Source organism: Cupriavidus phytohabitans (genome assembly GCF_000426345.1).
GTDB lineage: Bacteria > Pseudomonadota > Gammaproteobacteria > Burkholderiales > Burkholderiaceae > Cupriavidus.
This window is the reverse complement of the sequence record NZ_AUFE01000035.1, coordinates 36,366-60,443: the sequence shown is the minus strand read 5'-3', so window position 1 is coordinate 60,443 and position 24,078 is coordinate 36,366. Positions and strand designations below refer to the sequence as shown.

General features: G+C 65.5%; 25 protein-coding genes and 1 other RNA gene. 7 read left to right on the top strand and 19 right to left on the bottom strand.

Features of this window, described 5'->3' with window-relative positions; translation table 11 throughout:
* Positions 1 to 217: 217 nt before the first annotated feature.
* Together K309_RS0122670 and K309_RS0122665 are read left to right on the top strand one after the other, a co-directional pair.
* Positions 218 to 1,612 (top strand): M23 family metallopeptidase, encoded by a 1,395-nt coding sequence (locus K309_RS0122670; RefSeq protein WP_029048556.1) that lies wholly within the window; start codon positions 218 to 220, stop codon positions 1,610 to 1,612.
* Positions 1,613 to 1,662: 50 nt separating this feature from the next.
* Positions 1,663 to 2,748: an anhydro-N-acetylmuramic acid kinase gene (locus K309_RS0122665; RefSeq protein ID WP_051320556.1), complete on the top strand. Its 1,086-nt coding sequence runs from the start codon at positions 1,663 to 1,665 to the stop codon at positions 2,746 to 2,748.
* On the opposite strand, the gene K309_RS0122660 is transcribed toward K309_RS0122665, so the two are convergent.
* Entirely contained in the window at positions 2,736 to 3,653 is a 918-nt protein-coding gene (locus tag K309_RS0122660; RefSeq protein ID WP_029048554.1) for a LysR family transcriptional regulator, read from the bottom strand. The genes K309_RS0122665 and K309_RS0122660 overlap by 13 nt on opposite strands.
* A gap of 90 nt (positions 3,654 to 3,743) precedes the next feature.
* On the opposite strand from K309_RS0122660, the gene K309_RS0122655 reads away from it, so the two are divergent.
* Positions 3,744 to 4,553 carry a phytanoyl-CoA dioxygenase family protein gene (locus K309_RS0122655; protein WP_029048553.1) on the top strand — a complete coding sequence of 270 codons (810 nt, stop codon included), beginning with the start codon at positions 3,744 to 3,746 and terminating at the stop codon, positions 4,551 to 4,553.
* 57 nt (positions 4,554 to 4,610) lie between these two features.
* Here K309_RS0122655 and erpA read toward each other — a convergent pair whose 3' ends face one another.
* The 4 genes from erpA to rplM form a co-directional block, all read right to left on the bottom strand.
* Positions 4,611 to 4,979 carry an iron-sulfur cluster insertion protein ErpA gene (erpA, locus tag K309_RS0122650; RefSeq protein WP_010813904.1) on the bottom strand — a complete coding sequence of 123 codons (369 nt, stop codon included), beginning with the start codon at positions 4,977 to 4,979 and terminating at the stop codon, positions 4,611 to 4,613.
* 101 nt (positions 4,980 to 5,080) lie between these two features.
* Positions 5,081 to 5,578 carry a bactofilin family protein gene (locus K309_RS0122645; protein ID WP_029048552.1) on the bottom strand — a complete coding sequence of 166 codons (498 nt, stop codon included), beginning with the start codon at positions 5,576 to 5,578 and terminating at the stop codon, positions 5,081 to 5,083.
* Positions 5,579 to 5,830: 252 nt separating this feature from the next.
* Positions 5,831 to 6,223 (bottom strand): 30S ribosomal protein S9, encoded by a 393-nt coding sequence (gene rpsI / locus K309_RS0122640; protein ID WP_029048551.1) that lies wholly within the window; start codon positions 6,221 to 6,223, stop codon positions 5,831 to 5,833.
* Positions 6,224 to 6,235: 12 nt separating this feature from the next.
* On the bottom strand, positions 6,236 to 6,664 hold the full coding sequence (gene rplM / locus K309_RS0122635; RefSeq protein WP_010813907.1) for a 50S ribosomal protein L13: 429 nt from the start codon (positions 6,662 to 6,664) through the stop codon (positions 6,236 to 6,238).
* A gap of 95 nt (positions 6,665 to 6,759) precedes the next feature.
* Between rplM and K309_RS41835 the strand changes: the two genes are divergently transcribed.
* Both K309_RS41835 and K309_RS0122630 read left to right on the top strand, forming a co-directional pair.
* On the top strand, positions 6,760 to 7,095 hold the full coding sequence (locus K309_RS41835) for a hypothetical protein (protein WP_156914420.1): 336 nt from the start codon (positions 6,760 to 6,762) through the stop codon (positions 7,093 to 7,095).
* A gap of 298 nt (positions 7,096 to 7,393) precedes the next feature.
* On the top strand, positions 7,394 to 7,816 hold the full coding sequence (locus K309_RS0122630) for an OsmC family protein (RefSeq protein ID WP_029048550.1): 423 nt from the start codon (positions 7,394 to 7,396) through the stop codon (positions 7,814 to 7,816).
* A gap of 54 nt (positions 7,817 to 7,870) precedes the next feature.
* Here the strand turns inward: K309_RS0122630 and rnpB are convergent.
* The 5 genes from rnpB to K309_RS0122605 form a co-directional block, all read right to left on the bottom strand.
* An RNA gene (gene rnpB, locus K309_RS39250) (RNase P RNA component class A) lies at positions 7,871 to 8,211 on the bottom strand.
* Between the two features lie 23 nt (positions 8,212 to 8,234).
* A complete protein-coding gene (locus K309_RS0122620) occupies positions 8,235 to 9,074 on the bottom strand; it encodes a DUF3025 domain-containing protein (protein WP_232232454.1) in 840 nt (279 codons plus the stop codon).
* Positions 9,075 to 9,085: 11 nt separating this feature from the next.
* A complete protein-coding gene (pyrC, locus tag K309_RS0122615) occupies positions 9,086 to 10,120 on the bottom strand; it encodes a dihydroorotase (protein ID WP_029048548.1) in 1,035 nt (344 codons plus the stop codon).
* A 49-nt stretch (positions 10,121 to 10,169) separates the two neighbouring features.
* Positions 10,170 to 11,477: a glycerate kinase type-2 family protein gene (locus K309_RS0122610; RefSeq protein WP_029048547.1), complete on the bottom strand. Its 1,308-nt coding sequence runs from the start codon at positions 11,475 to 11,477 to the stop codon at positions 10,170 to 10,172.
* Positions 11,474 to 12,547 (bottom strand): tartrate dehydrogenase, encoded by a 1,074-nt coding sequence (locus tag K309_RS0122605; RefSeq protein ID WP_029048546.1) that lies wholly within the window; start codon positions 12,545 to 12,547, stop codon positions 11,474 to 11,476. The genes K309_RS0122610 and K309_RS0122605 overlap by 4 nt, the downstream gene beginning before the upstream one ends.
* A gap of 145 nt (positions 12,548 to 12,692) precedes the next feature.
* Between K309_RS0122605 and K309_RS0122600 the strand changes: the two genes are divergently transcribed.
* Complete coding sequence (locus K309_RS0122600; RefSeq protein WP_029048545.1) at positions 12,693 to 13,523, top strand: class II glutamine amidotransferase; 831 nt, start codon at positions 12,693 to 12,695, stop codon at positions 13,521 to 13,523.
* Between the two features lie 64 nt (positions 13,524 to 13,587).
* Here K309_RS0122600 and K309_RS0122595 read toward each other — a convergent pair whose 3' ends face one another.
* From K309_RS0122595 to K309_RS0122565, 7 genes are all read right to left on the bottom strand, one after another.
* A complete protein-coding gene (locus K309_RS0122595; protein ID WP_029048544.1) occupies positions 13,588 to 14,322 on the bottom strand; it encodes an amino acid ABC transporter ATP-binding protein in 735 nt (244 codons plus the stop codon).
* Complete coding sequence (gene gltK / locus K309_RS0122590; RefSeq protein WP_029048543.1) at positions 14,319 to 15,002, bottom strand: glutamate/aspartate ABC transporter permease GltK; 684 nt, start codon at positions 15,000 to 15,002, stop codon at positions 14,319 to 14,321. Before gltK ends, K309_RS0122595 begins: the two co-directional genes overlap by 4 nt.
* A 9-nt stretch (positions 15,003 to 15,011) precedes the next feature.
* Positions 15,012 to 15,740, bottom strand: coding sequence for an amino acid ABC transporter permease (locus tag K309_RS0122585; protein WP_029048542.1), 729 nt, complete (start codon positions 15,738 to 15,740; stop codon positions 15,012 to 15,014).
* A gap of 63 nt (positions 15,741 to 15,803) precedes the next feature.
* The gene (locus K309_RS0122580) at positions 15,804 to 16,703 is read right to left on the bottom strand and encodes a glutamate/aspartate ABC transporter substrate-binding protein (protein ID WP_029048541.1); all 900 of its coding nucleotides are present in this window, start codon (positions 16,701 to 16,703) and stop codon (positions 15,804 to 15,806) included.
* 277 nt (positions 16,704 to 16,980) lie between these two features.
* Entirely contained in the window at positions 16,981 to 18,288 is a 1,308-nt protein-coding gene (locus tag K309_RS0122575) for a Glu/Leu/Phe/Val family dehydrogenase (RefSeq protein WP_029048540.1), read from the bottom strand.
* A gap of 137 nt (positions 18,289 to 18,425) precedes the next feature.
* Positions 18,426 to 19,373: a LysR family transcriptional regulator gene (locus K309_RS0122570; protein WP_029048539.1), complete on the bottom strand. Its 948-nt coding sequence runs from the start codon at positions 19,371 to 19,373 to the stop codon at positions 18,426 to 18,428.
* Positions 19,374 to 19,448: 75 nt separating this feature from the next.
* Entirely contained in the window at positions 19,449 to 21,350 is a 1,902-nt protein-coding gene (locus K309_RS0122565; RefSeq protein WP_029048538.1) for an ABCB family ABC transporter ATP-binding protein/permease, read from the bottom strand.
* Positions 21,351 to 21,461: 111 nt separating this feature from the next.
* Between K309_RS0122565 and K309_RS0122560 the strand changes: the two genes are divergently transcribed.
* Positions 21,462 to 21,866, top strand: a complete 405-nt coding sequence (locus tag K309_RS0122560; RefSeq protein ID WP_029048537.1) for an acyl-CoA thioesterase — start codon at positions 21,462 to 21,464, stop codon at positions 21,864 to 21,866.
* 192 nt (positions 21,867 to 22,058) lie between these two features.
* On the opposite strand, the gene K309_RS0122555 is transcribed toward K309_RS0122560, so the two are convergent.
* Positions 22,059 to 22,835: an enoyl-CoA hydratase gene (locus K309_RS0122555; RefSeq protein WP_029048536.1), complete on the bottom strand. Its 777-nt coding sequence runs from the start codon at positions 22,833 to 22,835 to the stop codon at positions 22,059 to 22,061.
* A 28-nt stretch (positions 22,836 to 22,863) separates the two neighbouring features.
* Positions 22,864 to 24,063: an acetyl-CoA C-acyltransferase gene (locus K309_RS0122550; RefSeq protein WP_029048535.1), complete on the bottom strand. Its 1,200-nt coding sequence runs from the start codon at positions 24,061 to 24,063 to the stop codon at positions 22,864 to 22,866.
* Between the last annotated feature and the right edge of the window lie 15 nt (positions 24,064 to 24,078).

The window sequence follows — 24,078 nt, the reverse complement described above, 5'->3', positions numbered from 1 at the left end:
GCAGCGGATTTTGGTATAATCCGCCTTTCCGGGCGCCATCAGGACCCTTTCCTGTGCGCCACCAGTCACTTGCCGCAGCCCTCGATCCGAATCGAGGCCGCGATCCGATGCAGGTGGCCCGATAAAGTGAACAGCACGCGCCGCACCTCGGGGGAGGAAGGCAGACGAGACACATCGTTCCGGCAGCGGTGCTCAGACCAAGGTTGAATTTTACGTGATGTGGTCAAGACTCCGCGAAGTTTTCGCGCGCGAGCTGGTGGTTCTCGTTGACCCAACCAACCCCCAGCATGCGCGCCGGCGCAAGCAACTCACTGCCTCGGTGGGCGCGATCTTCACGCTCGGCATGGCCGCGGCGATGGGCGTTGCACCGCGCAGCGCCTTCGATGATCCGCTCGCGCCGCGCACCGAGCAGCCCCTGCGCATGCCCGACGTGCGCGAGCAGCTAGACCTGCTGACCGACAGCCAGGCCGTGTACGTGCGCGAAGAGCGCATGCAGCGTGGCGACACCATCGGCAGCCTGCTGCGCCGTCTCGGCGTGGACGATCCCGATGCGCAAGCCTTTATCGTCAAGAACCCCGCCGCGCGCGGCCTGTTCGGCCTGAACCCCGGCCAGGCGGTGCAGGCGGAGATCGATGAAAGCAACATGCTGGTGTCGCTGCAGGCCAACCTCGGCGGCGACGCCGCGGCCTCGCGCGAACTGGTGATCGAGCGTGTGCGCGCGGCAGCCGGCAATGGCAGCGCCACCTACAAGGCCAAGGTCCAGCGCGTTGACAACGACGTGCACTACGAGATGGCGTCGGGCGCGATTTCCGGCGCCGGCTTCTTCAAGGCCATGGATGCGGCCAACGTGCCCGACGAGGTCGTGCAGCAGATGCTGTCGATCTTCTCCGGCGTGATCGACTTCCACCACGATATCGCCAGTGGCGACCGCTTCCGCATCATCTATGAAGCGGGCTTCCGCGACGGTACTTTCGTGCGCAACGGCCGCGTGATCGCGATCGAGCTGATCAACCGCAACCAGCTGCACCAGGCGCTGTGGTTCTCGCCGGAAGACAGCAAGGATGGCGCCGGCGCCTATTACACGTTCGACGGACGCAGCATGAAGCGGCCGTTCCTGCGCTCGCCGGTCGAGTTCTCGCGCGTGTCGTCGGGCTTCGGCGGCCGCGAGCATCCGCTGCACCACGACTGGGCCCAGCACAAGGGCGTGGACTTCGCCGCCCCGACCGGCACCAAGGTGCTGGCCACCGGCGACGGCGTGGTCGAATTCGTCGGCCAGCAGAACGGCTACGGCAACATCGTCATCCTGAGCCATGCCAACGGCTACTCGACCTACTACGCGCACCTGTCCGGCTTTGCCGGCATGCGCCAGGGCCAGCCGGTGCGGCAAGGCCAGCTGATCGGCTATGTCGGCTCGACCGGCTGGGCCACCGGCCCGCACCTGCACTATGAGTTCCGCTTCAATGACGTGCCGCAGAACCCGCTGACCATCACGCTGATGGAATCCCCGCCGCTGAGCGGCAAGTCGCGCCAGGAATTCCAGACCTACACCAGCGGGCTGCTCAGCCGCATCAATGCGCTGCGCGCCTACAACGTGCTGACCGCTTCCAACTGACGCGGACCGTGACCCAGCCCGTGCCAGGCAGCGAACGCTATATCGGCATCATGTCCGGCACCAGCATGGATGGTGCCGATGCGGCGCTGGTCGATTTCAGCGGCGCGCGGCCGGAGGTACTGGCCGCCGCCAGCGAACCCTTCCCCGAGTCGCTGCGCGCGGCATATGGCGCCCTGCAGCAGCCGGGCGAGGACGAGATCCACCGCGAGGCACTGGCGGCCAATGCGCTGGCCGAGGTCTACGCCGCTTGCGTGGCCGCGCTGCTGCGCGAGGCCGGTGTGCCTGCCGCCTCGGTCGCCGCCATCGGCGCGCATGGCCAGACCATCCGTCACCGGCCGGGCCTGTACGACGGTATCGGCTACACGCGGCAAAGCCAGCATCCGGCCCGGCTGGCAGAACTGGCCGGCATCGACGTGGTTGCGGACTTCCGCAGCCGCGACGTCGCCGCCGGCGGCCAGGGCGCACCGCTGGTGCCAGCCCTGCATCACGCGCTGTTCGGCAGCGACGCCGAGACCCGCGTCGCCTGCAATATCGGCGGCATTTCCAATATCAGCATCCTGCCTGCCACCGGCGCCGTCAGCGGTTTCGATTGCGGCCCGGGCAATGCGCTGCTCGACTATTGGATCCATCGCCACCGCGGGCTGCCGTTCGACAGCAATGGCGACTGGGCGGCCAGCGGGCGCGTCGACGATGCACTGCTGGCGCGGTGTCTGGCGGATCCCTATTTCAGCGCGCCGCCGCCTAAGAGCACCGGCCGCGACCTGTTCCATCCCGGCTGGCTGGATAGCCAACTGCAGGCCTTCGGGCACCTCGCGCCTGACGACGTGCAGGCGACGCTGGCGGCGCTGACCGCCGAAGCCATCGCGCGCGACGTGCGTACCCACGCGCGCGACGCAAGGCGCCTTGTGGTTTGCGGTGGCGGCGCCCGTAATGCCTTCGTGATGGCGCGGCTGGCGCAGGCGCTGCCTGGCGTAGCCATCGAAACCTCGGAACACTACGGGGTGCCGGTCTCGCAGGTGGAGGCCATCGCCTTTGCCTGGCTGGCGCGCCAGTGCACGCTGCGACTGCCTGGCAACGTACCTGCCGTAACCGGCGCTGCCGGGCAGCGCGTGCTGGGCGCGATCTATCCGCGCTGAACGGCTTTCGCCTGGGCGGCGCCCTCCTCCACATACAACATGAATGCCTGTGCCAGCGGCGAAGCGCGCATGGCCGGCGAGCGCGCCAGCACCACGCGCTGCGGCGTCACCGGCTCGCGCAGCGGCAGGCAGGCGATCGGCATGCCGTCGTAGCTGTGGTCGCCGGCCGGCCGCGTGCACGACAGCGCCACGCCATAGCCGTGAGCGACCAGCCCGCGCTGCATCTCGAAGGTCTGGGTGTACTGGTGCGGCGCCGGATGCAGGCCATGCGCCCAGAACAGCGACAGGAAGTATTCCCGTGTCTGCGGGATGTCCTCGAGGATCAGACGTTCGCCGGCAAGGTCGGCCAGGCTCACGTCCGCGCTGCGCGCCAGCGCGTGCCCCGCAGGCAGCAGCGCGTATGGCGGCAGTTGCGCAAGCGTGCAGCGCTCGGTGCGGGCATCCAGGCCCAGGTCGTAGGTCAGCGCCAGTTCCGCCTTGCCGACCTGCAGCGCGCGGTGCACGGTGAAGAGGTCGGCCTCGAACAGGGTCACCGAGACGCGGGGGTGCCGCTCGCGGAAGCCGGCCAGCAGGCGCGGCACGAAATACGGCCCCAGGTCCTGGAAACACGTCAGCGACAACTGGCCGCTCAGGCCGCGCTCGCCCGCTTCGTCGGCAGTCAGGCCCGCCGCCAGCGCCAGTATGTCGCGCGCACGGCCAAGCAGGCGCTGGCCGGCCGGCGTCAGCGCCAGGCCACGACTGACCTGGCGCCGGAACAGCGGCTCTCCCAGCGTGTCTTCCAACTGTGCGATCGCGGTCGACACAGACGGCTGCGACACGTGGCGTGCGCGTGCCGCCGCGCTGATGCTGCCGTGCTCGGCGGCGGCGACAAAGTACTCGAGCTGGCGGAAAGAGAAAGGGATCATGTTTTCCTATATCACACCATAGGAAATATATGCTTTTCCTATCCATGGCAAATGCCGATACTGCGAGCATCGCCAAACGGAGCCCCCGCCATGGAAATCACCCAGGAACAGATCGATACCTACCAGCGCGACGGCGTGCTGGTGCTGCGCGGCGCGTTCGCTGACTGGGTCGAGCCGCTGCGCGAAGGTTTCGCGCAGAACCTGGCCGAACCCGGGCCGTTCGCCATCGAGAATGTACGGCCCGGCGAAGGCGGGCGCTTTTTCGAGGACTACTGCAACTGGCAGCGAATCGCGCCGTTCGATGCATTTATCCGGCGGTCCCCGGCGGCGTCCATCGCCGGCCGCATCATGCAATCGCAGGCCGTGCAGGTGTTCCACGAACACATCCTGGTCAAGGAGCCCGGCACGGCCAAGCCCACGCCTTGGCACCAGGACCTGCCCTATTACTGCGTCGACGGCGCCCAGACCGCGAGCTACTGGATCCCGCTGGATCCCGTCACGCAGGCCAATACGCTGCGCGTGGTGGCCGGCTCGCATCGCTGGCCGAAGCTGGTGCGGCCCAAGCGCTGGGCCAGCAACGAAAGCTTCTATGGCAGCCAGGACGACGATGACAGTGCGTTCATGGACATGCCGGATGTCGAGGACGGCAGCCACACGCTGCTCGCGCCGGAACTCGAGCCTGGCGATGCGGTGGTGTTCGACTTCCGCACCGTGCACGGTGCCGCGGGCAATAGTGGCGCCGGCCGCCGGCGCGCATTCTCCGCGCGTTTCCTGGGCGACGACGTGCGCTTCATGCAGCGGCCGGGACGTACCTCGCCGCCGTTTCCCGGCATCGGCCAGCAGACCGGAGAGCGCTTGCGCGAGGACTGGTTTCCGGTGGTCTGGCGCGCCTGCAAGTAACCATGCCCACAAAACAAAAACGCACCCGAAGGTGCGTTTTTTGGGGGCCGGAACCGCTCAGACCGAGAACGACGAGCCGCAACCACAGGTGGTCGAGGCATTCGGGTTCTTGATCACGAACTGGGCGCCGTTGATGTCTTCCTTGTAGTCGATCTCGGCGCCCACCAGGTACTGGTAGCTCATCGAGTCGATCAGCAGGGTGACGCCATTCTTGACCATGGTGGTGTCGTCTTCGTTGACTTCCTCGTCGAAGGTGAAGCCGTACTGGAAGCCCGAGCAGCCGCCGCCCTGCACGAACACGCGCAGTTTCAGCTCGGCATTGCCCTCTTCCTCGATCAACTGCTTGACCTTGTCGGCGGCGCTGTCGGTAAAGACGAACGGTGCCGGCACGTCCTCGGTAACGGGTGCCTCTGCGACTGCGTTCATGGGGGGTTCTCCTGTTTAGATACGCCTGTATTCTAAGCGCTACTGAAAGATCGTGCCGAACCCCTTTGTTTTCAAGGGTTTCCGGACGTGCAGCAGGCTGCTCACGCGGCCTTTTCCGTGGGACTGGCTACGACTGGCGGAGTTTCCTCATCCGCGGCATCGGCATCAGCCGCCTCTCCCGTCACTTCTGTGACCGCTCCGGCATCGACCACGTTGGGCAACGCCTTGATTTCACCGGCTGTGCCCTGTGCCAGCGGTACCAGCCTTCCTTCGACCAGCGCACCCTGGTGCATCTCCAGCGCCGCATAACGCACGTCGCCCAGCACGCGGGCTTGTGGCTGCAGTTCCAGCAGGTCGGTCGCATGCACCGGCCCCTTCACCGTGCCGTTCAGCACCAGGTGGCCGACGCTGATCTCGCCCTCGACCATGCCCTTCTCGCTGATTACCAGCATGCTTGCCTTGCCCGGCGCGGCGGTGACGTTGCCGCGCACACGCCCGTCCAGCCGCAGGCCACCGGCAAACACCAGGTCGCCGTCGATGGCGGTGTCTGCGCCGATCAGCGTATCGATCGAAAGGCCCTTCTTCTTAGAAAACAGCATCGCTCACTCCTCTCTCGTTCGTACCAGGCCCGACGGCCCGGGGCGCATCGCCATGGCAGACGGCTTGCCGATGGCGACAGGGCGTGATTGTAGCCGCGTGCAGCGCATACCCCACAAAAGTCTGGGGGCCCACCGCTATTTTCAACGGCCGGATGCGAATCCGCAGGACGCAGTCGAAAAAAAACCGCACGGCCAGCGTGCGGTTTCTTTGGATTTCGCGGCATCCGGCAGGACCGGAACCGCGAAAACGCATCAGCGCTTCGAGAACTGCTTGCGACGACGCGCCTTGTGGAAGCCGACCTTCTTACGTTCGACTTCACGTGCATCGCGCGTGACGTAGCCAGCCTTCGACAGGGCCGGCTTCAGGGTCGCATCGTAGTCGATCAGGGCGCGGGTGATGCCGTGGCGCACTGCGCCGGCCTGGCCGGTTTCGCCACCGCCGGTCACGTTGACCTTGATGTCGAACGTTTCGCCGTGGGCGGTCAGTTCCAGGGGCTGGCGCACGATCATCAGCGAGGTTTCGCGAGCGAAATACTCTTTGATGGGCTTGCCGTTGACGACGATGTCGCCCTTGCCCGACTTGATGAAGACACGAGCCACAGCGCTCTTGCGGCGGCCAGTACCGTAATTCCAGTTACCGATCATGGATTGGCCTCCTTAGATTTCCAGCGCCTTGGGCTGCTGCGCTTCGTGCGGATGCTCGGCTTCGGCGTAAACCTTCAGCTTCTTGATCATCGCGTAGCCCAGCGGACCCTTCGGCAGCATGCCTTTCACAGCTTTTTCCAGGGCACGGCCCGGGAAACGCTGTTGCATCTTGCCGAACGTCGTTTCGTAGATACCGCCCGGGTAACCCGAATGGCGATAGTACTTCTTGTCCGTTTCCTTGGTACCCGTGACACGCAGCTTGGCTGCATTGACGATGATGATGTAATCACCCGTGTCGACGTGCGGAGTGAATTCCGGCTTGTGCTTGCCGCGCAGACGGCGTGCCACTTCGCTGGCGACACGGCCGAGGACTTTGTCCGTCGCGTCAATCACGTACCAGTCGCGCTTTACCTCATGAGGCTTGGCGGAAAAGGTCTTCATGATTTTTCCTGACTATTAGTTCGTGCCCGAATCCGACTCGCGAAGGCTTGTACTCGCCCCTGCAAGTCTTGTGGCCCGTCCTGGGGACTGGCCGGATGCTGCTCATCTTTCCCGCGGGCATGACGGAAAAGCCCACGATTATAATGGCGGCGGTCGGGCTGGCACAAGCAAAGACTGTGGTTTTCGTCAAGATCGTTGCAACAGATCGCTTGCCTGGGCAGCGAGCACCACTCTGGCCGCAGGAACCGCATCGCATCCGCGCAGGGCGAAAAAAAAACCCAAGCTGGTTTAGCTTGGGTTTGAATCCACCAAAGGAGGAGGGTGGAGGAGACACTTGGAGATCGACGGGGGACCTGCGGGCGGTGCGGCTGGCGTATCCGGGAGGCTTCGCTTTCGCACTCTGGCGCGCTGTCAGCGCCGTCGTTCAATGATTGAAATTATACATGGGGTTTTCCCTGATGCAAGGGAAATTTGTACTGCGAAATGGGGTTTCGCATGGCGGGATGACCATCCCCGCCCCACCAACATCATAATTTCCTTTTAAAACAATTGGTTATGCGCGAAAGACCGTTGTCACAGAGCCGTCACATTAGAGGAAACCCTCGGATTTTATAGGGTTATCGGCAGCCCGCGCCCGAACTTGACGATGCCATATACTGGGAATTGCAAGATGCGAGATCACGCGATAGTGATCGCAATCCCACAACATAAGCGACAGGAACGAACAGAATGGAATGCAAAGTAACATGGATGGGCGCCGACGGCATGAGCTTCGTGGCCCAAACCGGCAGCGGCCATATCGTTGCGATGGACGGCGCGCCCGAGGGTGGTGGCCATAACCTGGCGCCGCGGCCGATGGAAATGGTGCTGGTCGGCACGGGCGGCTGCACTGCCTATGACGTGGTGCTGATCCTCAAGCGCGGCCGCCAGGACGTGCGCGGCTGCAGCGTGCAGCTGCAGGCCGAGCGCGCCAGCGAAGACCCCAAGGTCTTCACCCGCATCAACTTCCATTTTGTGGTGACCGGCAGGAATCTCAACCCCGCCACAGTCGAGCGCGCGATCAAGCTGTCGCACGAGAAGTACTGCTCGGCGTCGATCATGCTGGCCAAGACGGCCGAGATCACGCACACGCTGGAAATCGTCGAAGGCTGATGAAAGGTGGCCGGCCCGGTGTGCCGCGCGGGCGCCGGGTCATGCCGAAGACTGAAGCAAAGCAGGCCGATAAGCCGGATTCTGTGCGCACCGCCCGCCTTGCGGCCAGCGGCGCGTGACAACCATTCCTCTAGGCCGGCTGTTACCAGCCGGCTCCAGCTCCCTACCCGCAGACTCAGCGGGCCGCTTCATCGCCTGCCTATTTGGGATTGCTCCAGGTGGAGGTTACCGCGTTTCACCCTTCCCGCCGGGCGGACCCGGCGGCAAGACTCGTCTCTGTGGCCCTATTCCGCACGTTGCCGTGGATGGCTGTTAGCCAACACCCTGCCCTGTGGAGTCCGGACTTTCCTCCCCCTGCACCTTGCGGTGCAGGCAGCGGTTGCCTGGCCTGCTTTGCGGGCCGCAGTCTAACACCGATTCAATCGGGTTGCCGGGGTAAATCCCGCATGCGCCCGGGCCGGAATACCGTGGTGTCGGCATAGAAATCAGGCGAGGCGTTATCGTCACACCATGCCGGAATGCCCATTACCGGCAATGGCGCAAAGCAGCGGCCGCCGCGCAGCGTGCCGGTTTCAGCCGCCTGTTCCAGCGACAATGCCACCGCCTTGTCCAGCGCGCCACCCGGCATCAGCGGCAGCGTCCAGGCATGGGCGGTCACGCCCTTGTACGGCTGCACCAGCTTTTCCAGCAGTGCATGGCCGAACGGCACCACCCTGCACGCGGTACCCCACGCGTCGCGCTGCGCGACAAAGAGTTGCCGCCAGGCAAACCCGCGCAGCGCTTCGGCGTATTCGTCGCCCTCGCTCAGGAACAGCACTGCGTTCTCGTCGAACAGCGTGGCCGCGTCGCGTACGCCGCCGCGCGCGGTCCGCACGCCTTCGCGCGCGATCACCGTGGCCTGGATCTGGTTGAGTACGCGCTTGGCTTGGGGGAAATGCAGCCAGACCAGCGCATTGAAGAAATCGTGGAGGTTGTCGCGCGTCGGGACTTCGCCTGTGGCGAGGATATGCGCTTCATAGGCGCTGCCCTCGGGCAAGTCCTGCTGGGGGATAAAGCGCAGCGGCAGCCCGCGCGCATTTTGCAAGCCCAGTGCCTCAGCCTGGGCATCGAGCAGCGCGCGCAGGTCGGCGCCGCCCTGCACTGCCGCGGCGAGCGCTGCACCGCGCGGGATAAAGGGTTGGAACCATGGCCGGGACCAGTCGATCCCGGCCAGCGCGGCGGTGAAGGATTCGCCCGCCGCAATTGCTCCGGCTTGCAACGCCGCAGCGATCAGCGCGCCTTCCAGCGCAGCGTTTCGCCGCCGCGCAGCGGCACCAGCGTGGTGTCGCCATACGGCAGTTCGGCCGGCAGCTGCCAGTCTTCACGCTCCAGCGTCAGCGTGCCGGTGTTGCGCGGCAGGCCATAGAAGGCCGGGCCGTTGAAGCTGGCGAAGGCTTCCAGCTTGTCCAGCGCGCCGGCGGCATCGAAGGCCTCGGCGTACAACTCCATCGCATGCAGCGCGGTGTAGCAGCCGGCGCAGCCGCAGGCGTGTTCCTTCAGGCCGCGCGCGTGCGGCGCGCTGTCGGTGCCCAGGAAGAAGCGCGGGTTGCCGGAGGTAGCGGCCGCGACCAGCGCCTCGCGGTGGGTTTCGCGCTTGAGCACCGGCAGGCAGTAGTAGTGCGGACGGATGCCGCCGGTGAAGATGGCGTTGCGGTTGTACAGCAGGTGGTGGGCGGTTATGGTGGCGCCGACGGGGCCGCTGGCTTCGAGCACGTACTGGGCGGCATCCTTGGTGGTGATGTGCTCGAACACCACTTTCAGCTCGGGCATGTCGCGGCGCAGCGGGGTCATCACCTGATCGATGAACACGGCCTCGCGGTCGAAGATATCGATGGCCGGATCGGTGACTTCGCCGTGCACCTGCAGTGGCAGGCCTTCACGCTGCATCGCTTCCAGCGCAGCGTAGCAGCGGCGGATGTCGGTCACGCCGGCGTCGCTGTTGGTGGTAGCGCCCGCCGGGTACAGCTTGACACCGTGCACGAAGCCGCTGGCCTTGGCCGCGACGATTTCCTCGGGGCTGGTGTTGTCCGTCAGGTACAGCGTCATCAGCGGCTCGAACTGCATGCCGGCCGGCAGCGCCGCCAGGATGCGGGCACGGTAGGCCTGCGCCTGCTCCACCGTGGTCACGGGAGGCTTCAGGTTCGGCATGATGATCGCGCGGGCGAACTGGCGGGCGGTGTCGGGCAGTACAGCCGCCAGGGCCGCGCCGTCGCGCAGGTGCAGGTGCCAGTCGTCCGGGCGGGTGATGGTGAGCTTCTGGGTCATGGCTTGCTTGGGCCCGCCGCGGGGAACGGCGGCGGGCGCTTTTTCAGAATCAGAGAATCAGGATGGCGCGGTAATCGTTCACGTTGGTGCGCGTGGGTCCGGTGACAACCAGGTCGCCGATGGCATCGAACAGGCCCCAGGCGTCGTGCGCGTCGAGCTGGCGCTGCCCCGGCCGGCCGGCGGCTTCGGCACGCGCCAGCGTGGTCGGGTCGGCCAGCGCGCCGGCGTTGTCTTCCGAGCCATCGATGCCGTCGGTGTCGGCCGCGATCGCGTGCACCCCGGGCATGCCTGCCAGTTCGACCGCCAGCGACAGCAGGAACTCCGAGCAGCGCCCGCCGCGCGCCTTGCCCGCGCCGCCGCCGGCCGGCAAAGTGACCGTGCACTCACCTCCGGAAATCAGCGCCACGGGCGTGGCGAACGGCGCATTGTACGCGCGGATCTCGCGCACCAGCGCGGCATAGACCCGCGCCACTTCGCGCGCCTCGCCCGTCACCGTGTCACCCAGTACCACTGGCGTGATGCCGCGTGCGCGGAACAGCGCCGCGGCGGCTTCCAGGCTGCCGTGGGCGGTCGCGATCATGATGTTGTCGACCCGATCGAACAAGGGATCGCCAGGCTTGGGCGTCTCGGCCACCTCGCCGCGCGCGCCGCGTTCCAGGTGCGACTGCACGCTGGCCGGCACCTGCGCGCCGTAGCGGCGCAGGATCTCCAGCGCGTCGCCGAAGGTGCTGGGGTCGGCCACGGTCGGGCCCGAGGCGATCGCGCTGGGATCGTCGCCGGCCACGTCCGAGACAATCAGCGTGGTCACCGGCGCCTGGCTCGCCTGCGCCAGCCGGCCGCCCTGGATGCGCGAGATGTGCTTGCGCACGATGTTCATGTCGGTGATCGGCGCGCCACAGCGCAGCAATTCCCTGGTGGTCGCCTTCAGGTCGGCCATCGGAATGCCCTCGGCCGGCAGCGACAGCAGGCTCGAACCGCCGCCCGAAACCAGCACCAGCAGCCGGTCCTGCGGCGTCAGCGATTGCACCGCCGCAAGGATCTCCGCCGCGGCCTGCTCGCCCGATTCGTCCGGCACCGGGTGGCCGGCCTCGATCACTCGGATATGGTCGGTCGGCATGCCGTGCGCGTAGCGCGTGACCACCAGCCCTTCGAGCGTAGCCTTGCCGGCATAGGCGCGCTCGACCGCGGCGGCCATCGACGCGGCGGCCTTGCCCGCGCCCACCACCAGCGTGCGGCCACCGGCGTGCGGCGGTGGCAGGTGCTGCGCGACGATCTGCAGCGGGTCGGCCGCCGCCACGGCGGCGTGGAAGGTCTCGAGCAGCAGTGCGCGGGCGTCCCCCGCGAACGCGGCGCTCACAGCGCCTCCGCGATAGCGCGGCCCAGGTCTGCAGTACCGGCCTTGCCGCCGATATCGCGCGTCAGCGGCGCGTGCTCCGGCCCGGCGGCCAGCACCTTCTCGATCGCGCCCAGCACGGCGGCGCCGGCCTCGTCATGGCCCAGGTGTTCCAGCATCATGGCACCGCACCAGATCTGGCCGATCGGGTTGGCCACGCCGCGCCCGGCGATGTCCGGGGCGGAGCCGTGCACCGGCTCGAACAGGCTGGGGAAGGTCCGGTCCGGGTTGATATTGCCCGACGGGGCAATGCCGATGGTGCCGGTGCAGGCCGGCCCCAGGTCGGACAGGATGTCGCCGAACAGGTTGCTGGCGACCACCACGTCGAACCAGTCCGGGTGCTGGACGAAATGGGCGGTCAGGATGTCGATGTGGTACTTGTCAACCTTCAGGCCGGGATAATTTGCGGCCATTGCCTCGACCCGTTCGTCCCAGTACGGCATTGTGATCGAGATGCCGTTTGACTTGGTGGCCGACGTCAGGTGCTTCTTCGGGCGCTTATGCGCCAGCTCGAAGGCAAACTTCAGGATGCGGTCGACGCCGGTGCGGCTCATCACCGTTTCCTGCACCACGATCTCGCGGTCGGTGCCGGGGAACATGCGGCCGCCGATGCTGGAGTATTCGCCCTCGGTGTTCTCGCGCACCACGTAGAAATCGATGTCGCCAGGCTCGCGGCCCGCCAGCGGGCTCCGGATACCGGGCATCAGCCGCACCGGGCGCAGGTTGACGTACTGGTCGAAGGAACGGCGGAACTGCAGCAGCGAGCCCCACAGCGAGATGTGGTCGGGCACCGTATCCGGCCAGCCGACCGCGCCGAAGTAGATGGCGTCGTACCTGACCAGCGTGTCGAACCAGTCGTCGGGCAGCATCTTGCCGTGACGGGCGTAATAGTCGCAGCTGGAAAAATCGAAGTGATCCCACTGGAAGCCGATGCCGAAGCGGCGCGCCGCGGCGTCCATCACGCGTATGCCTTCGGGCATGACTTCCGTGCCGATTCCGTCTCCGGGAATCACGGCAATCTTGTATTGGCTCATCGTTCTCGGGATTGCTAGCAGGTATGGTGGCGCCGTTGGCACCGCACTGGAGCGCCCGCGGGTTGCTTGGCAGCGGCCCGGGCGCGCGGGATAATGTCTGCATTCTATTGCAAAGCGGCAGCCCGCTGCCGACCGGTGCCCCGATATGTGCCAGTTGCTAGGCATGAACTGCGCCACGCCGACCGACGTGACGTTCTCCTTTACCGGCTTCGCCGCCCGCGGCGGCGTGACCGATCACCACGCCGACGGCTTCGGTGTCGCCTTCTTTGAAGACAAGGCCTGCCGCCTGTTTATCGACAACCAGTCCGCCGGCACGTCGCCGGTGGCTGACCTGATCAAGCGCTACCCGATCAAGTCCAAGAACGTCATCTCGCATATCCGCAAGGCCACGCAGGGAACGGTGCTGCTGGAGAACTGCCACCCGTTCATGCGCGAGCTGTGGGGCCGGCACTGGATCTTTGCCCACAACGGCGACCTGCTGAATTTTTCGCCGTTCCTGTCGGGCGTGTACCAGCCGGTGGGCGATACCGACAGCGAACTGGCCTTCTGCACGCTGATGCAAGGCCTGCGCAAGCGCTTCCCGGGCTCGCAACCGCCGCTGAATGAACTCGGCCATGCGCTGGCCGATATCACACGCGATATCACGCTGCATGGCGTATTCAATTTCCTGCTGAGCAACGGCCAGGCACTGTTTGCCCACTGCTCTACCCGTCTGTACTACATCGTGCGGGAGTGGCCATTCTCGACCGCGCACCTGATTGATGCGGACTTGTCGATCGACTTCGCCCAGGTGACCACGCCGGACGACCGCGTTGCGGTGATCGCCACCGCTCCGCTGACCGACAACGAGACCTGGACCCAGTTCGCCCCGGGCGAGCTGATCATGTTCGAGCACGGGCGTCCGGTGATGACGCTGACCGTGCCGATCCCGCCCGAAGTCCAGGCCAAGAACGCCGCCAATACGGCTTGTACCTGAGCCGCCCGGCACATATGAAAAAGGGACGCCGCGGCGTCCCTTTTTCATATGGCTGGCAGTCCGTTCAGTGGTGCAGGATCTTCGACAGGAACTGCCGCGCGCGCTCCGAACGGGCTTCGATATTGCCGAAGAACTCTTCCTTGTCGGCGTCTTCGACGATCTTGCCCTGGTCCATGAAGATCACGCGGTTGGCCACCTTGCGCGCAAAGCCCATTTCGTGCGTCACGCACATCATGGTCATGCCTTCCTGCGCCAGCTGCACCATCACGTCCAGCACTTCGTTGACCATTTCCGGGTCCAGCGCGGAGGTCGGCTCGTCGAACAGCATGCAGATCGGGTCCATCGACAGCGCGCGCGCGATTGCCACGCGCTGCTGCTGGCCGCCCGACAGCTGGCCGGGGTACTTCTCGGCCTGGCTCTTCAGGCCCACGCGTTCGAGGTACTTCAGGCCCTTGGCCATTGCCTCGTCCTTCGAACGGCCAAGCACCTTCATCTGCGCGATGGTCAGGTTCTCGGTGATCGAGAGGTGCGGGAACAGCTCGAAGTTCTGGAACACCATGCCCACGCGCGAACGCAGCTTGGGCAGGTTGGTCTTGGGATTGCCCACCGAGGTGCCGTCGACCAGGATGTCGCCCTTCTGGAACGGCTCCAGTGCGTTGACAGTCTTGATCAGCGTGGACTTGCCCGAACCCGACGGGCCGCACACCACCACCACTTCACCCTTGGCAACCTTGGTGGTGCAGTCGGTCAGCACCTGGAAGGAGCCGTACCACTTGGAAACATTGTTGATTTCGATCATACAGCCACCTTTTTCTGGTAACGCTTGACCAGCAGCGAAGCGGAGAAACAAATGATGAAGTACACCAGGCCGGCGAACAGCAGCAACTCGACGATACGCCCGTCGCGCTCGCCGATGCCGTAGGCCTGGCCGAAGAAGTCAGCCAGCGCGCTCACGTACACCAGCGACGTATCCTGGAACAGGATGATGCCCTGGGTCAGCAACAGCGGCACCATGTTGCGGAACGCCTGCGGCAGGATTACCAGCCGCATCGACTGCCCGTAGGTCATGCCCAGCGCCTGCGCCGCGAACATCTGCCCGCGCGACACGCTCTGGATCCCCGCGCGGATGATCTCGGAATAGTACGCCGCCTCGAACAACGCGAACGCCACCAGCGCCGAGGTCATGCGCAGATCGGTCGCGGGCGACAGGTTGAAGATCCCCTGCAGCACCTGCGGAATGATCAGGAAGAACCACAACAGCACCATCACCAGCGGGATGGAGCGGAAGATAGTCACGTACCCCTGCGCGAACCAGTTCAGCAGCTTGAACGACGACAGCCGCATCATCGCCAGGATGGTGCCCCAGATGATGCCGACCACCACCGCGGTGACGGTGATCTTGAGCGAGACCATCATGCCCTCGCCCAGCACGTGCAACGTGCTCGGGTTGATCGAGGTGAAATCGAAGGAATAAGCCATGGCGCCCCCTTACTTGCCGCCGATGAAGCCCGGCACGCGCGTGCGGGCCTCGACCCAGCGCATCAGCAGCATCACCGTGATGTTGATCAGCGCGTACATCAGCGTAACCGCGATGAACGATTCATACGGGCGCGCGGTGTAGTCCACCAGCTGGCGGCCCTGCGCGGCCAGCTCCAGCAGGCCGATGGTCGACGCCACTGCCGAGTTCTTGAAGATGTTCAGGAATTCGGAAGTCAGCGGCGGCACGATCACGCGGAACGCCATCGGCAGCAGTACGTGGCGGTACGTCTGCGGCAGCGTGAAGCCCATCGCCAGGCCCGCGTTCTTCTGCCCGCGCGCCAGCGAGTTGATGCCCGAGCGCACCTGCTCGCAGACGCGCGCGGCCGTGAAGGTGCCCAGGCACAGCATGGCGGCCAGGAACTGCTGCGCGAACGGGTTCATCTGCTTGATCGCCTCGCCGCCGGGCAGCAGCTCGGGCATGACGAAATACCAGATGAACAGCTGCACCAGCAGCGGGATGTTGCGGAAGATCTCGACGTAGGTGGCGGCGAAACCGGCCAGCCACTTGTTGGGCGCGGTGCGCAGCACGCCGAGCACCGAGCCGATGACCAGGGCAATGACCCAGGACGAAAGTCCCAGCGCGATCGTGACCTTCAGGCCGGAGATCATCCAGTCCAGGTAGGTCTCGTTCTGGGCGGCCTGTTCGAGGAAGACTCCCCAATGCCAGTTGTAGTTCATGTTGCGTCCTCAAAAAGAAACGGAAGGACATGCCTTCCGTTTCGCACTGCTGTCCCGGTCAGATCAGTCCAGCGCCTTGTCGTTCGGCGCCTTGATCAGGGCCTTCATGTCTTCGGACAGCGGGAAGTCCAGGTTCAGGCCCTTGGGCGGAACCGGTTGCATGAACCACTTGGTGTACAGCGTGTTGACCGAACCGTCCTTCATCATGCCGGAGATCACGGTGTCGGACAGCTTCTTGAACTGCGGGTCGTCCTTGCGGATCATGCAGCCATACGACTCGCGCGACTGGGCCTTGCCCACCACGATCCAGTCGGCGGGGTTCTTGGCCTTGGCGCGCTCGCCGTACAGCAGCGCATCGTCCATCATGAAGGCCACCGCACGGCCCGATTCCAGCGTCAGGAACGACTGGCCGTGATCCTTGGTGCTGATGATGTTCAGGCCCAGCTTCTGCTCGTCGTTCATCTTGCGCAGCAGGCGCTCCGACGTGGTGCCGGCGGTGGTGACGACGTTCTTGCCCTTCAGGTCGGCCCAGTCCTTGATGCCGGCATCCTTCTTCACCATGATGCGCGTGCCGATGATGAAGATGGAGTTGGTGAAGGCGACCTGCTTCTGGCGTTCCAGGTTATTGGTGGTCGAACCGCACTCCATGTCGATGGTGCCGTTCTGCAGCAGGGGGATGCGGTTCTGCGAGGTGATCGGGATTTCCTTGACCTGCAGGTTCGGCAGCTTCAGCTGGTCCTTGATGGCTTCCACGATCTTCATGTTGATATCGTAGGAATAGCCGACCTGGCGCACGCCGCCCAGGTTGTAATTGAACGGAATCGACGACTCGCGCACGCCCAGCGTAATCACGCCGGTGTCCTTGATCTTCTTCAGCGTGCCCGTCAGTTGTTCAGCTGCCTGAGCCGTTCCGCACATCACCCCGGCGGCAATCATCAGGGAAGCCAACTTGGCAAAATTCATAACATCTCCTTGACCATAGAAGAGAAAGCGGGATTCTTGAGATAAAACCCCCTCTGGTGAAACAGTATTGCGCAGCATCCGCCGCAATACAACTGGGTTTTCTCCTAGAACCCTTATTCAGGGCAATCGGTGCGCACGTCGTCCGGATACGACAACGCGGTCTCCGGCGCTAGCCGGAGACCGCGTCTGGCGGTCATGAAGCTGGGAACCGGATCGGCTGCTGCATCGCACCATGCCAGTGCTTCGCGCCTCGTTCCGGTTCACCCGCACCCTGCGATCAGGGATACAGGCCGCGCATTTCGCGCGCCTGCAGGATCCGCGAGCAGGCGACGATAAACGCCGCGGTGCGCAGCGTCACCTTGTTATCCTGCGCCACCTGCCAGATTGCGCGGAACGCCTCTTGCATGATCCGTACCAGACGCTGGTTGATTTCCTCTTCGGTCCAGAAGAACGAGGAGAAATCCTGCACCCATTCGAAGTAGGAAACGGTTACGCCGCCAGCGTTGGCGATCACGTCCGGCGCCACCAGGATATTGCGCTCGCGCAGGATATCGTCGGCTTCCGGGGTGGTCGGGCCATTGGCGCCCTCGATTACCAGGCGGGCCTTGATCAGCGGCGCGTTCTTGGCGGTGATCTGGCCTTCCAACGCGGCCGGAATCAGGATGTCGCAGTCGACTTCCCAGAACTGCTCGGTGCGCAGGACTTCGCCGCGGTAGCCTTCGATGGTGCCGTTGTGCGCGGCGTATTCCATCATCGCCGGCACGTCCAGGCCGGCCGGATCGAACAGCGTGGTGCGGTGGTCCTGCACCGCCACCACCTTGGCGCCGGCCTCATGGAACAGCTTGGCGGCCACGGCGCCCACGTTGCCGAAGCCCTGCACGGCGACGCTCGCGCCCTTGATTTCCAGGCCGATATTGCGCGCAGCCTCCGAACCCACCACGAACACGCCGCGGCCGGTCGCCTCATGGCGCCCCAGCGAGCCGCCCAGCGAGATCGGCTTGCCGGTCACCACGCCGGTGGAGGTGCTGCCCGAATTCATCGAGTAGGTGTCCATCATCCATGCCATCACCTGGGCGTTGGTGTTGACGTCCGGCGCCGGGATGTCCTTGCTCGGTCCGATGATGATGTTGATTTCGCTGGTGTAGCGGCGCGTCAGGCGCTCCAGCTCGGCGTGCGACAGCGTGCGCGGGTCAACGCGGATGCCGCCCTTGGCACCGCCGTAGGGCACGTTCACCGCGGCGTTCTTCACCGACATCCATGCCGACAGCGCCATCACTTCCGACAGCGTCACGTCCTGGTGGAAACGCACGCCGCCCTTGCCCGGGCCGCGCGACAGGTTGTGCTGCACGCGGTAGCCCTCGAAATGGGCGATGGTGCCGTTGTCCAGCTCGATGGGAACGTCGACGACCAGCGCGCGCTTGGGGCGCTTCAGGGTTTCGACCCAGCGTGCCAGCGAGCCCAGGTAGGGCGTGACACGATCGACTTGCTGCAGGTAGATGCCCCAGGGGCCGAGGTTGTCGGCGTTGAGGTAGGACGGGAGTGCGTGCTTTTGGCCAGCAATGTTGGTCGGTGCTGCGGAGGACATCGGTTGGTTCCGGGGTGGAGGATGGCCGCAAGCTTAGGCTTGGCGGCCTGCCGGAATCCAATGCCGTTTGCTCATCCGGTTATGCAAGATGCGCATAACGTTTGAGGGTGACTTGTCAACGATGTTTTTGGTGCGCGTCAGGTTTCCGACAAGGTCGACCATACCTGGTCCACCAGCTGCCGCTTGCGCCGTGCGCCCGCACCGCGTCGCTCCCCGCCGTTCTCCCCCGGCTTCTCCCGATACAGCCGGATCTCCATGTCGATCGACAACGGCAGCCCGCGCGCCGACTCCGCCCGCACCAGCTTGCCCTGGGCCACCTCCTCCCGCACCGCGCTCTCGGGCAGGAACGCCATGCCATGGCCGGACAACGCCATCACCTTGAGCGCCTCGGCCATGTCCGTCTCGTAGCATTTGTCGAGCTTGAGCGCTTCGGCGGTATCCGACAGCAGCAGGTCGACCATGCGGCCGAGGAAAGCATTGGGGGTGTAGCTCAGGAACGGCACCGGCTTCTTGTCGGTGCCGGGCAGCCGGAACTGCGGCTTGCCGGCGGCGTCCGGCACGCTGTACGGCGACAGCCGCTCGGTACCGAGCACCAGCATGTCGTACCGCGCCGGATCGAGCTGGATGGCCTGGCGCGCGTGGTGGTAGACCATCACCAGGTCGCAGCCGCCCTCGACCAGCATCAGCACCGCATCGTGGACGTTGAGCGCGCGCAGCCGGCACGGCAGCGTGCCGATCTTGCGTTCCAGCGCCTTGAGCCATTCCGGGAAGAACGTCAGCGACAGCGTATGCGGCACCGCGAACTCCAGCACCTGCGCGTTGGCCGAGCGCTGCCCGCGCATCAGCGCGCGGGTCTCGCTGACCTGCGCCAGCATCGCCAGTGCCTGCTCGTAGAACACCTTGCCGGCCGCCGTCAGGCTGGTGGGATAGCTGGAGCGGTCGATCAGCTCGGTGCCGACCCACGCCTCCAGCGACTGGATGCGCCGGGAGAATGCGGGCTGCGTCACGTGGCGCAGCTCGGCCGAGCGCGAGAAGCTGTGCGTCTCGGCCAGGCTGACAAAGTCTTCAAGCCATTTGATTTCCATGACGCCGGATTATCCACCGCGCGCCGGGGCGCGTCACCTGCCCAATGGCTGCCGCGCTTTGGTGCGCGCGCGCTGTTACGCGTCCTGCGTGGCGTCCCCCACGTCGACGGCGAGCGCGTCGGCGCTGCGTTCGGCCTCGCCGCCCTGCGCGGCGGCGCGGGCCTGGATATCCCACATCTCCGCATAGCGGCCGCGCGCGCGCATCAGTTCGGCATGCGTGCCGCGCTCGACCACGCGGCCATGGTCCATCACCAGGATCTGGTCGGCATGCACCACGGTGGACAGTCGATGCGCGATCAGCAGCGTGGTGCGGTTTTGCGCCAGCCGCATCAGTTCGGCCTGGATCGCCTGCTCGGTGCGCGAGTCGAGCGCGGAGGTGGCTTCGTCAAAGACGAGCACCGGCGGGTTCTTCAGCAGCGTGCGCGCGATCGCCACGCGCTGCTTCTCGCCGCCGGACAGCTTCAGGCCGCGCTCGCCCACCGGCGTGTCGTAGCCCTGCGGCAACTCGCGGATAAAGGCGTCGATCTGCGCCGCCCGCGCCGCGGCGATGACTTCCTCGCGCGTGGCGTCGGGGCGGCCGTAGGCGATGTTGTAGTAGATGCTGTCGTTGAACAGCACCGTGTCCTGCGGCACGATGCCGATGGCGCGGCGCAGGCTGTCCTGCGTGATCGCGCGGATATCCTGCCCGTCGATCTCGATCGCGCCGCTGTTGACGTCGTAGAAGCGGAACAGCAGCCGCGCCAGCGTGGACTTGCCCGAGCCGCTGTGGCCGACCACGGCGGTCGTGGTGCCGGCCGCGATATTGAAATCCACGCCATCCAGGATCGTGCGGTCCGGCTCGTAGCCGAAGCGCACGTCGCGGAACCGCACCTGCGCGCCGTTGACCCTGAGCGGCTGCGCGCCGGGCGTGTCGGCCACTTCCTGGTGCGTGCCCAGCAGCACGAACATCCGGTCCATGTCGGTGGTCGCCTGCTTGATCTCGCGGTAGATCACGCCGAGGAAGTTCAGCGGGATATAGAGCTGGATCATCAGCGTGTTGACCAGCACCAGGTCGCCCAGCGTCAGCTTGCCGTCCACCACGCCCACGGTGGCCCGCCACAGGATCAGGATCAGCCCCACGGCGATGATGACCTGCTGGCCGAAGTTCAGGAACGACAGCGAATTCTGCGAGCGGATCGCCGCGGCGCGGTAATTGAGCAGGTTCTCGTCGTAGCGCCGGGCTTCGTATTCCTCATTGCCGAAGTACTTGACCGTTTCGAAGTTCAGCAGCGAATCGATCGCCTTCTGGTTGGCGCGCGAATCCAGCTCGTTCATCTTGCGGCGGAAGTGCGTGCGCCATTCCGTCACGACGATGGTGAAGACGATATAGCTCACCAGCGCGCAGCCGGTGATCGCGGCGAACCAGACGTCGTAGTGCAGGATGAAGAAGCCGATCACCAGCCCCATCTCCACCAGCGTGGGCAGGATGCTGTACAGCGAATACGAGATCAGCGACTGGATGCCGCGCGTGCCGCGCTCGATGTCGCGGCTCATGCCGCCGGTCTGCCGGTCCAGGTGGAAACGCAGCGACAGCGCATGCAGGTGGCGGAACACCTGCAGCGCGATCTCGCGCACGGCGCTCTGCGTGACCTTGGAAAAGAGGATTTCCCGCAACTCGGTGAATAGCGTCGCCGACAGCCGCAACATGCCGTAGGCGACAATCAGCCCCACCGGCACCACCAGCAATGCGCGCGGATCGCCGGCGGCGAGGTTCATGCTGTCGATCAGGCGCTTCATCAGCACCGGCACGCCCAGGTTGGCCACCTTGGCCGCGACCAGGCACACCAGTGCCAGCATCACGCGCCACTTGTAGTGCCAGACATAGGGCAGCAGGTTGCGGACGGTCTGCCAGTCGCTGCGGGGGGCGCGCTGGACGGGGAAGAGCTTGACCGAGGCGGGGTCGGGGGCCTGCTCGGCGGTCGTGGAATAGCGGCGCATACGTTAGAATCCGGGCCAATGCGAGATTGTCGCAGGAATCGCATTGCGCGGCAGGCGAAGGGTTTTTCGTCGCGGCCTGCGCCCCCTTCGGAAGTCCACCCGCATATTGTCATGAACACTCCCCATACCGTCCCCGCCCTGCCCGCCGGCAAGAATCCCGCGCTGCGCGTGGTGCCGATGCCTGCCGACGCCAACGTGCACGGCGACGTGTTCGGCGGCTGGATCATGGCGCAGGTGGATATTGCCGGCTCGATCCCCGCGGTCGAGCGCGCGCAGGGCCGCGTCGCGACCGTGGCAGTCAATTCCTTCCTGTTCAAGCATCCGGTATTTGTCGGCGACCTGGTGAGCTTCTATGCCGAGATCGTCAAGACCGGGCGCACCTCGATCACGGTCGAGGTGGAGGTTTATGCGCAGCGGATGCGGCACAGCAATGAGATCGTCAAGGTGACCGAGGCGACCTTGACGTACGTGGCGACGGATGAGTCGCGGCAGCCGCGGGTGTTGCCGACGGCCTGAGGGCCCAGAGGCTATCGCTTATCGATCGGTGTGCTCCCTCTCCCGCGTGCGGGAGAGGGTTGGGGTGAGGGCGGGAGTCTCTACGTAGTGAGGCGTAAGCGTGCTTGCCGAGCGCCGGCCCTCTCCCCCAACCCCTCGCCCGCAAGCGGGAGAGGGGAGCAAACAAGTGGTAGAGCGAAGTCTCCCGGCCCCTCACTCGAACTTCGAAAAATCCGGCTTCCGCTTCTCAAAGAACGCGCTGAACGCCTCCTTCGCCTCCGGCGCCACCAGCATGCGCCGGAACACCGCACCCTCGTCGGCCATCTGCTTTTCCACTTCGGCCACCGCACCCGATTTCATCAGCCGCTTGGTCTCGCGCAGCGACGAAGCCGGCAGCGCCGCCAGCTTGCGCGCCTGCTGCAGCGCGAAGTCGTGCAGTTCCGCCACGGGCAACACACGCGTCACCAGGCCGATCTCCAGCGCTTCCTGCGCGCTGAACGCCTCGCCCAGCATCAGCTTCTCGGCGGCGCGCTGGTAGCCGACCAGGCGCGGCAGCAACAGGCTCGACGCCGCCTCGGGGCACAGCCCCAGCTGCACGAACGGCAGCGACAGCCTGGCCGTGTCCGACGCGTAGACCAGGTCGCAATGCAGCAGCATGGTGGTGCCCACGCCGACCGCCGCGCCGCTGACCGCCGCGACGACCGGCTTGCTGGCATGGCTGATCTGGTACAGGAACTGGAACACCGGCGCCTGCCCGGCGCCTTCGCCCGCAGTCGGCGGGCGCTGCATGAAGTCTTCCAGGTCGTTGCCGGCGGTGAAGATCTCAGGCTTGCCGCGCAGCAGGATTGCGCGCACGTTGCGATCGGTCTCGGCCGCGCGCAGTGCGTCGGCCAGTGCCTGGTACATCGCCGCGGTGATGGCGTTCTTCTTGTCGATGCGGTCGAACTCGAGCGTCAGGATGCCTTGCTCGATGCGGGTAAGGATGCTCATGATCTCCTCCTCTTTGGTGGCTGGGCGATCAGACGCGCTCGAAGATCCCTGCAGCGCCCATGCCCGTGCCGACGCACATGGTCACCATGCCGTACTTCAGGTTGTGGCGGCGCAGCGCATGCACCACCGTGGCCGACCGGATCGCACCGGTAGCGCCGAGCGGGTGCCCCAGCGCGATCGCGCCGCCCATGCGGTTGACCCTGGCGGGATCGAGATCCAGGTCGCGCATCACGGCCAGCGATTGCGCGGCGAATGCTTCGTTCAGCTCGATCCAGTCGATCTGGTCCTGCGTCAGGCCGGCTGCCTTCAGCGCGGCCGGGATCGCTTCCTTCGGGCCGATGCCCATGATCTCCGGCGGCACGCCGCGCACCGCGAACGAGACGAAGCGCGCCAGCGGCACCAGGTTGAACTGCTTGAGGATCTTTTCCGAAACCAGGACCAGCGCGCCGGCGCCGTCCGAGGTCTGCGAGCTGTTGCCGGCGGTGACGCTGCCCTTGTTGGCGAACACCGGGCGCAGCTTGCCGAGGCCTTCCAGCGAGGTTTCAGGACGCGGGCCTTCGTCCAGCGAGATGGTGCGGGTCTTCACGCTGACCTGGCCGCTGGCGAGGTCGGGGAAGCGCTCGACGATCCCGATCGGCGTGATCTCGTCCTTGAACTCGCCGGCCTGTTGCGCAGCAATGGCCTTCTGGTGCGAGGCCAGCGAGAACGCGTCCTGGTCCTCGCGGCTGACCTTCCATTGCTGCGCCACCTTCTCGGCGGTCAGGCCCATGCCGTAGGCAATGCCCACGTTGTCGTCGCGAGTAAAGATATCCGGCGACATCGACGGCGAGTTGCCCATCATCGGCACCATGCTCATCGACTCGATGCCGGCGGCGATCATCACGTCGGACTCGCCCACGCGGATACGGTCGGCCGCCATTGCCACCGCGCTGACGCCCGAGGCGCAGAAGCGATTGACAGTGATGCCGCCCACGGTATTGGGCAGGCCCGACAGCAGCGCGCCGATGCGGGCCACGTTCAGGCCCTGCTGCGCTTCAGGAATGGCGCAGCCGACGATGGCGTCCTCGATCAGCTTCGGGTCCAGGTCCGGCACCTGCGCCACCGCGGCCTTCAGGATGGTTGCCAGCAGGTCGTCCGGGCGCGTGTTCCTGAACGCGCCCTTGGGGGCCTTGCCGATCGGCGAGCGGGTGGCCGCAACGATGTATGCGTCTTGCAGTTGTTTCATGATGTCGGTTCCTCGCTT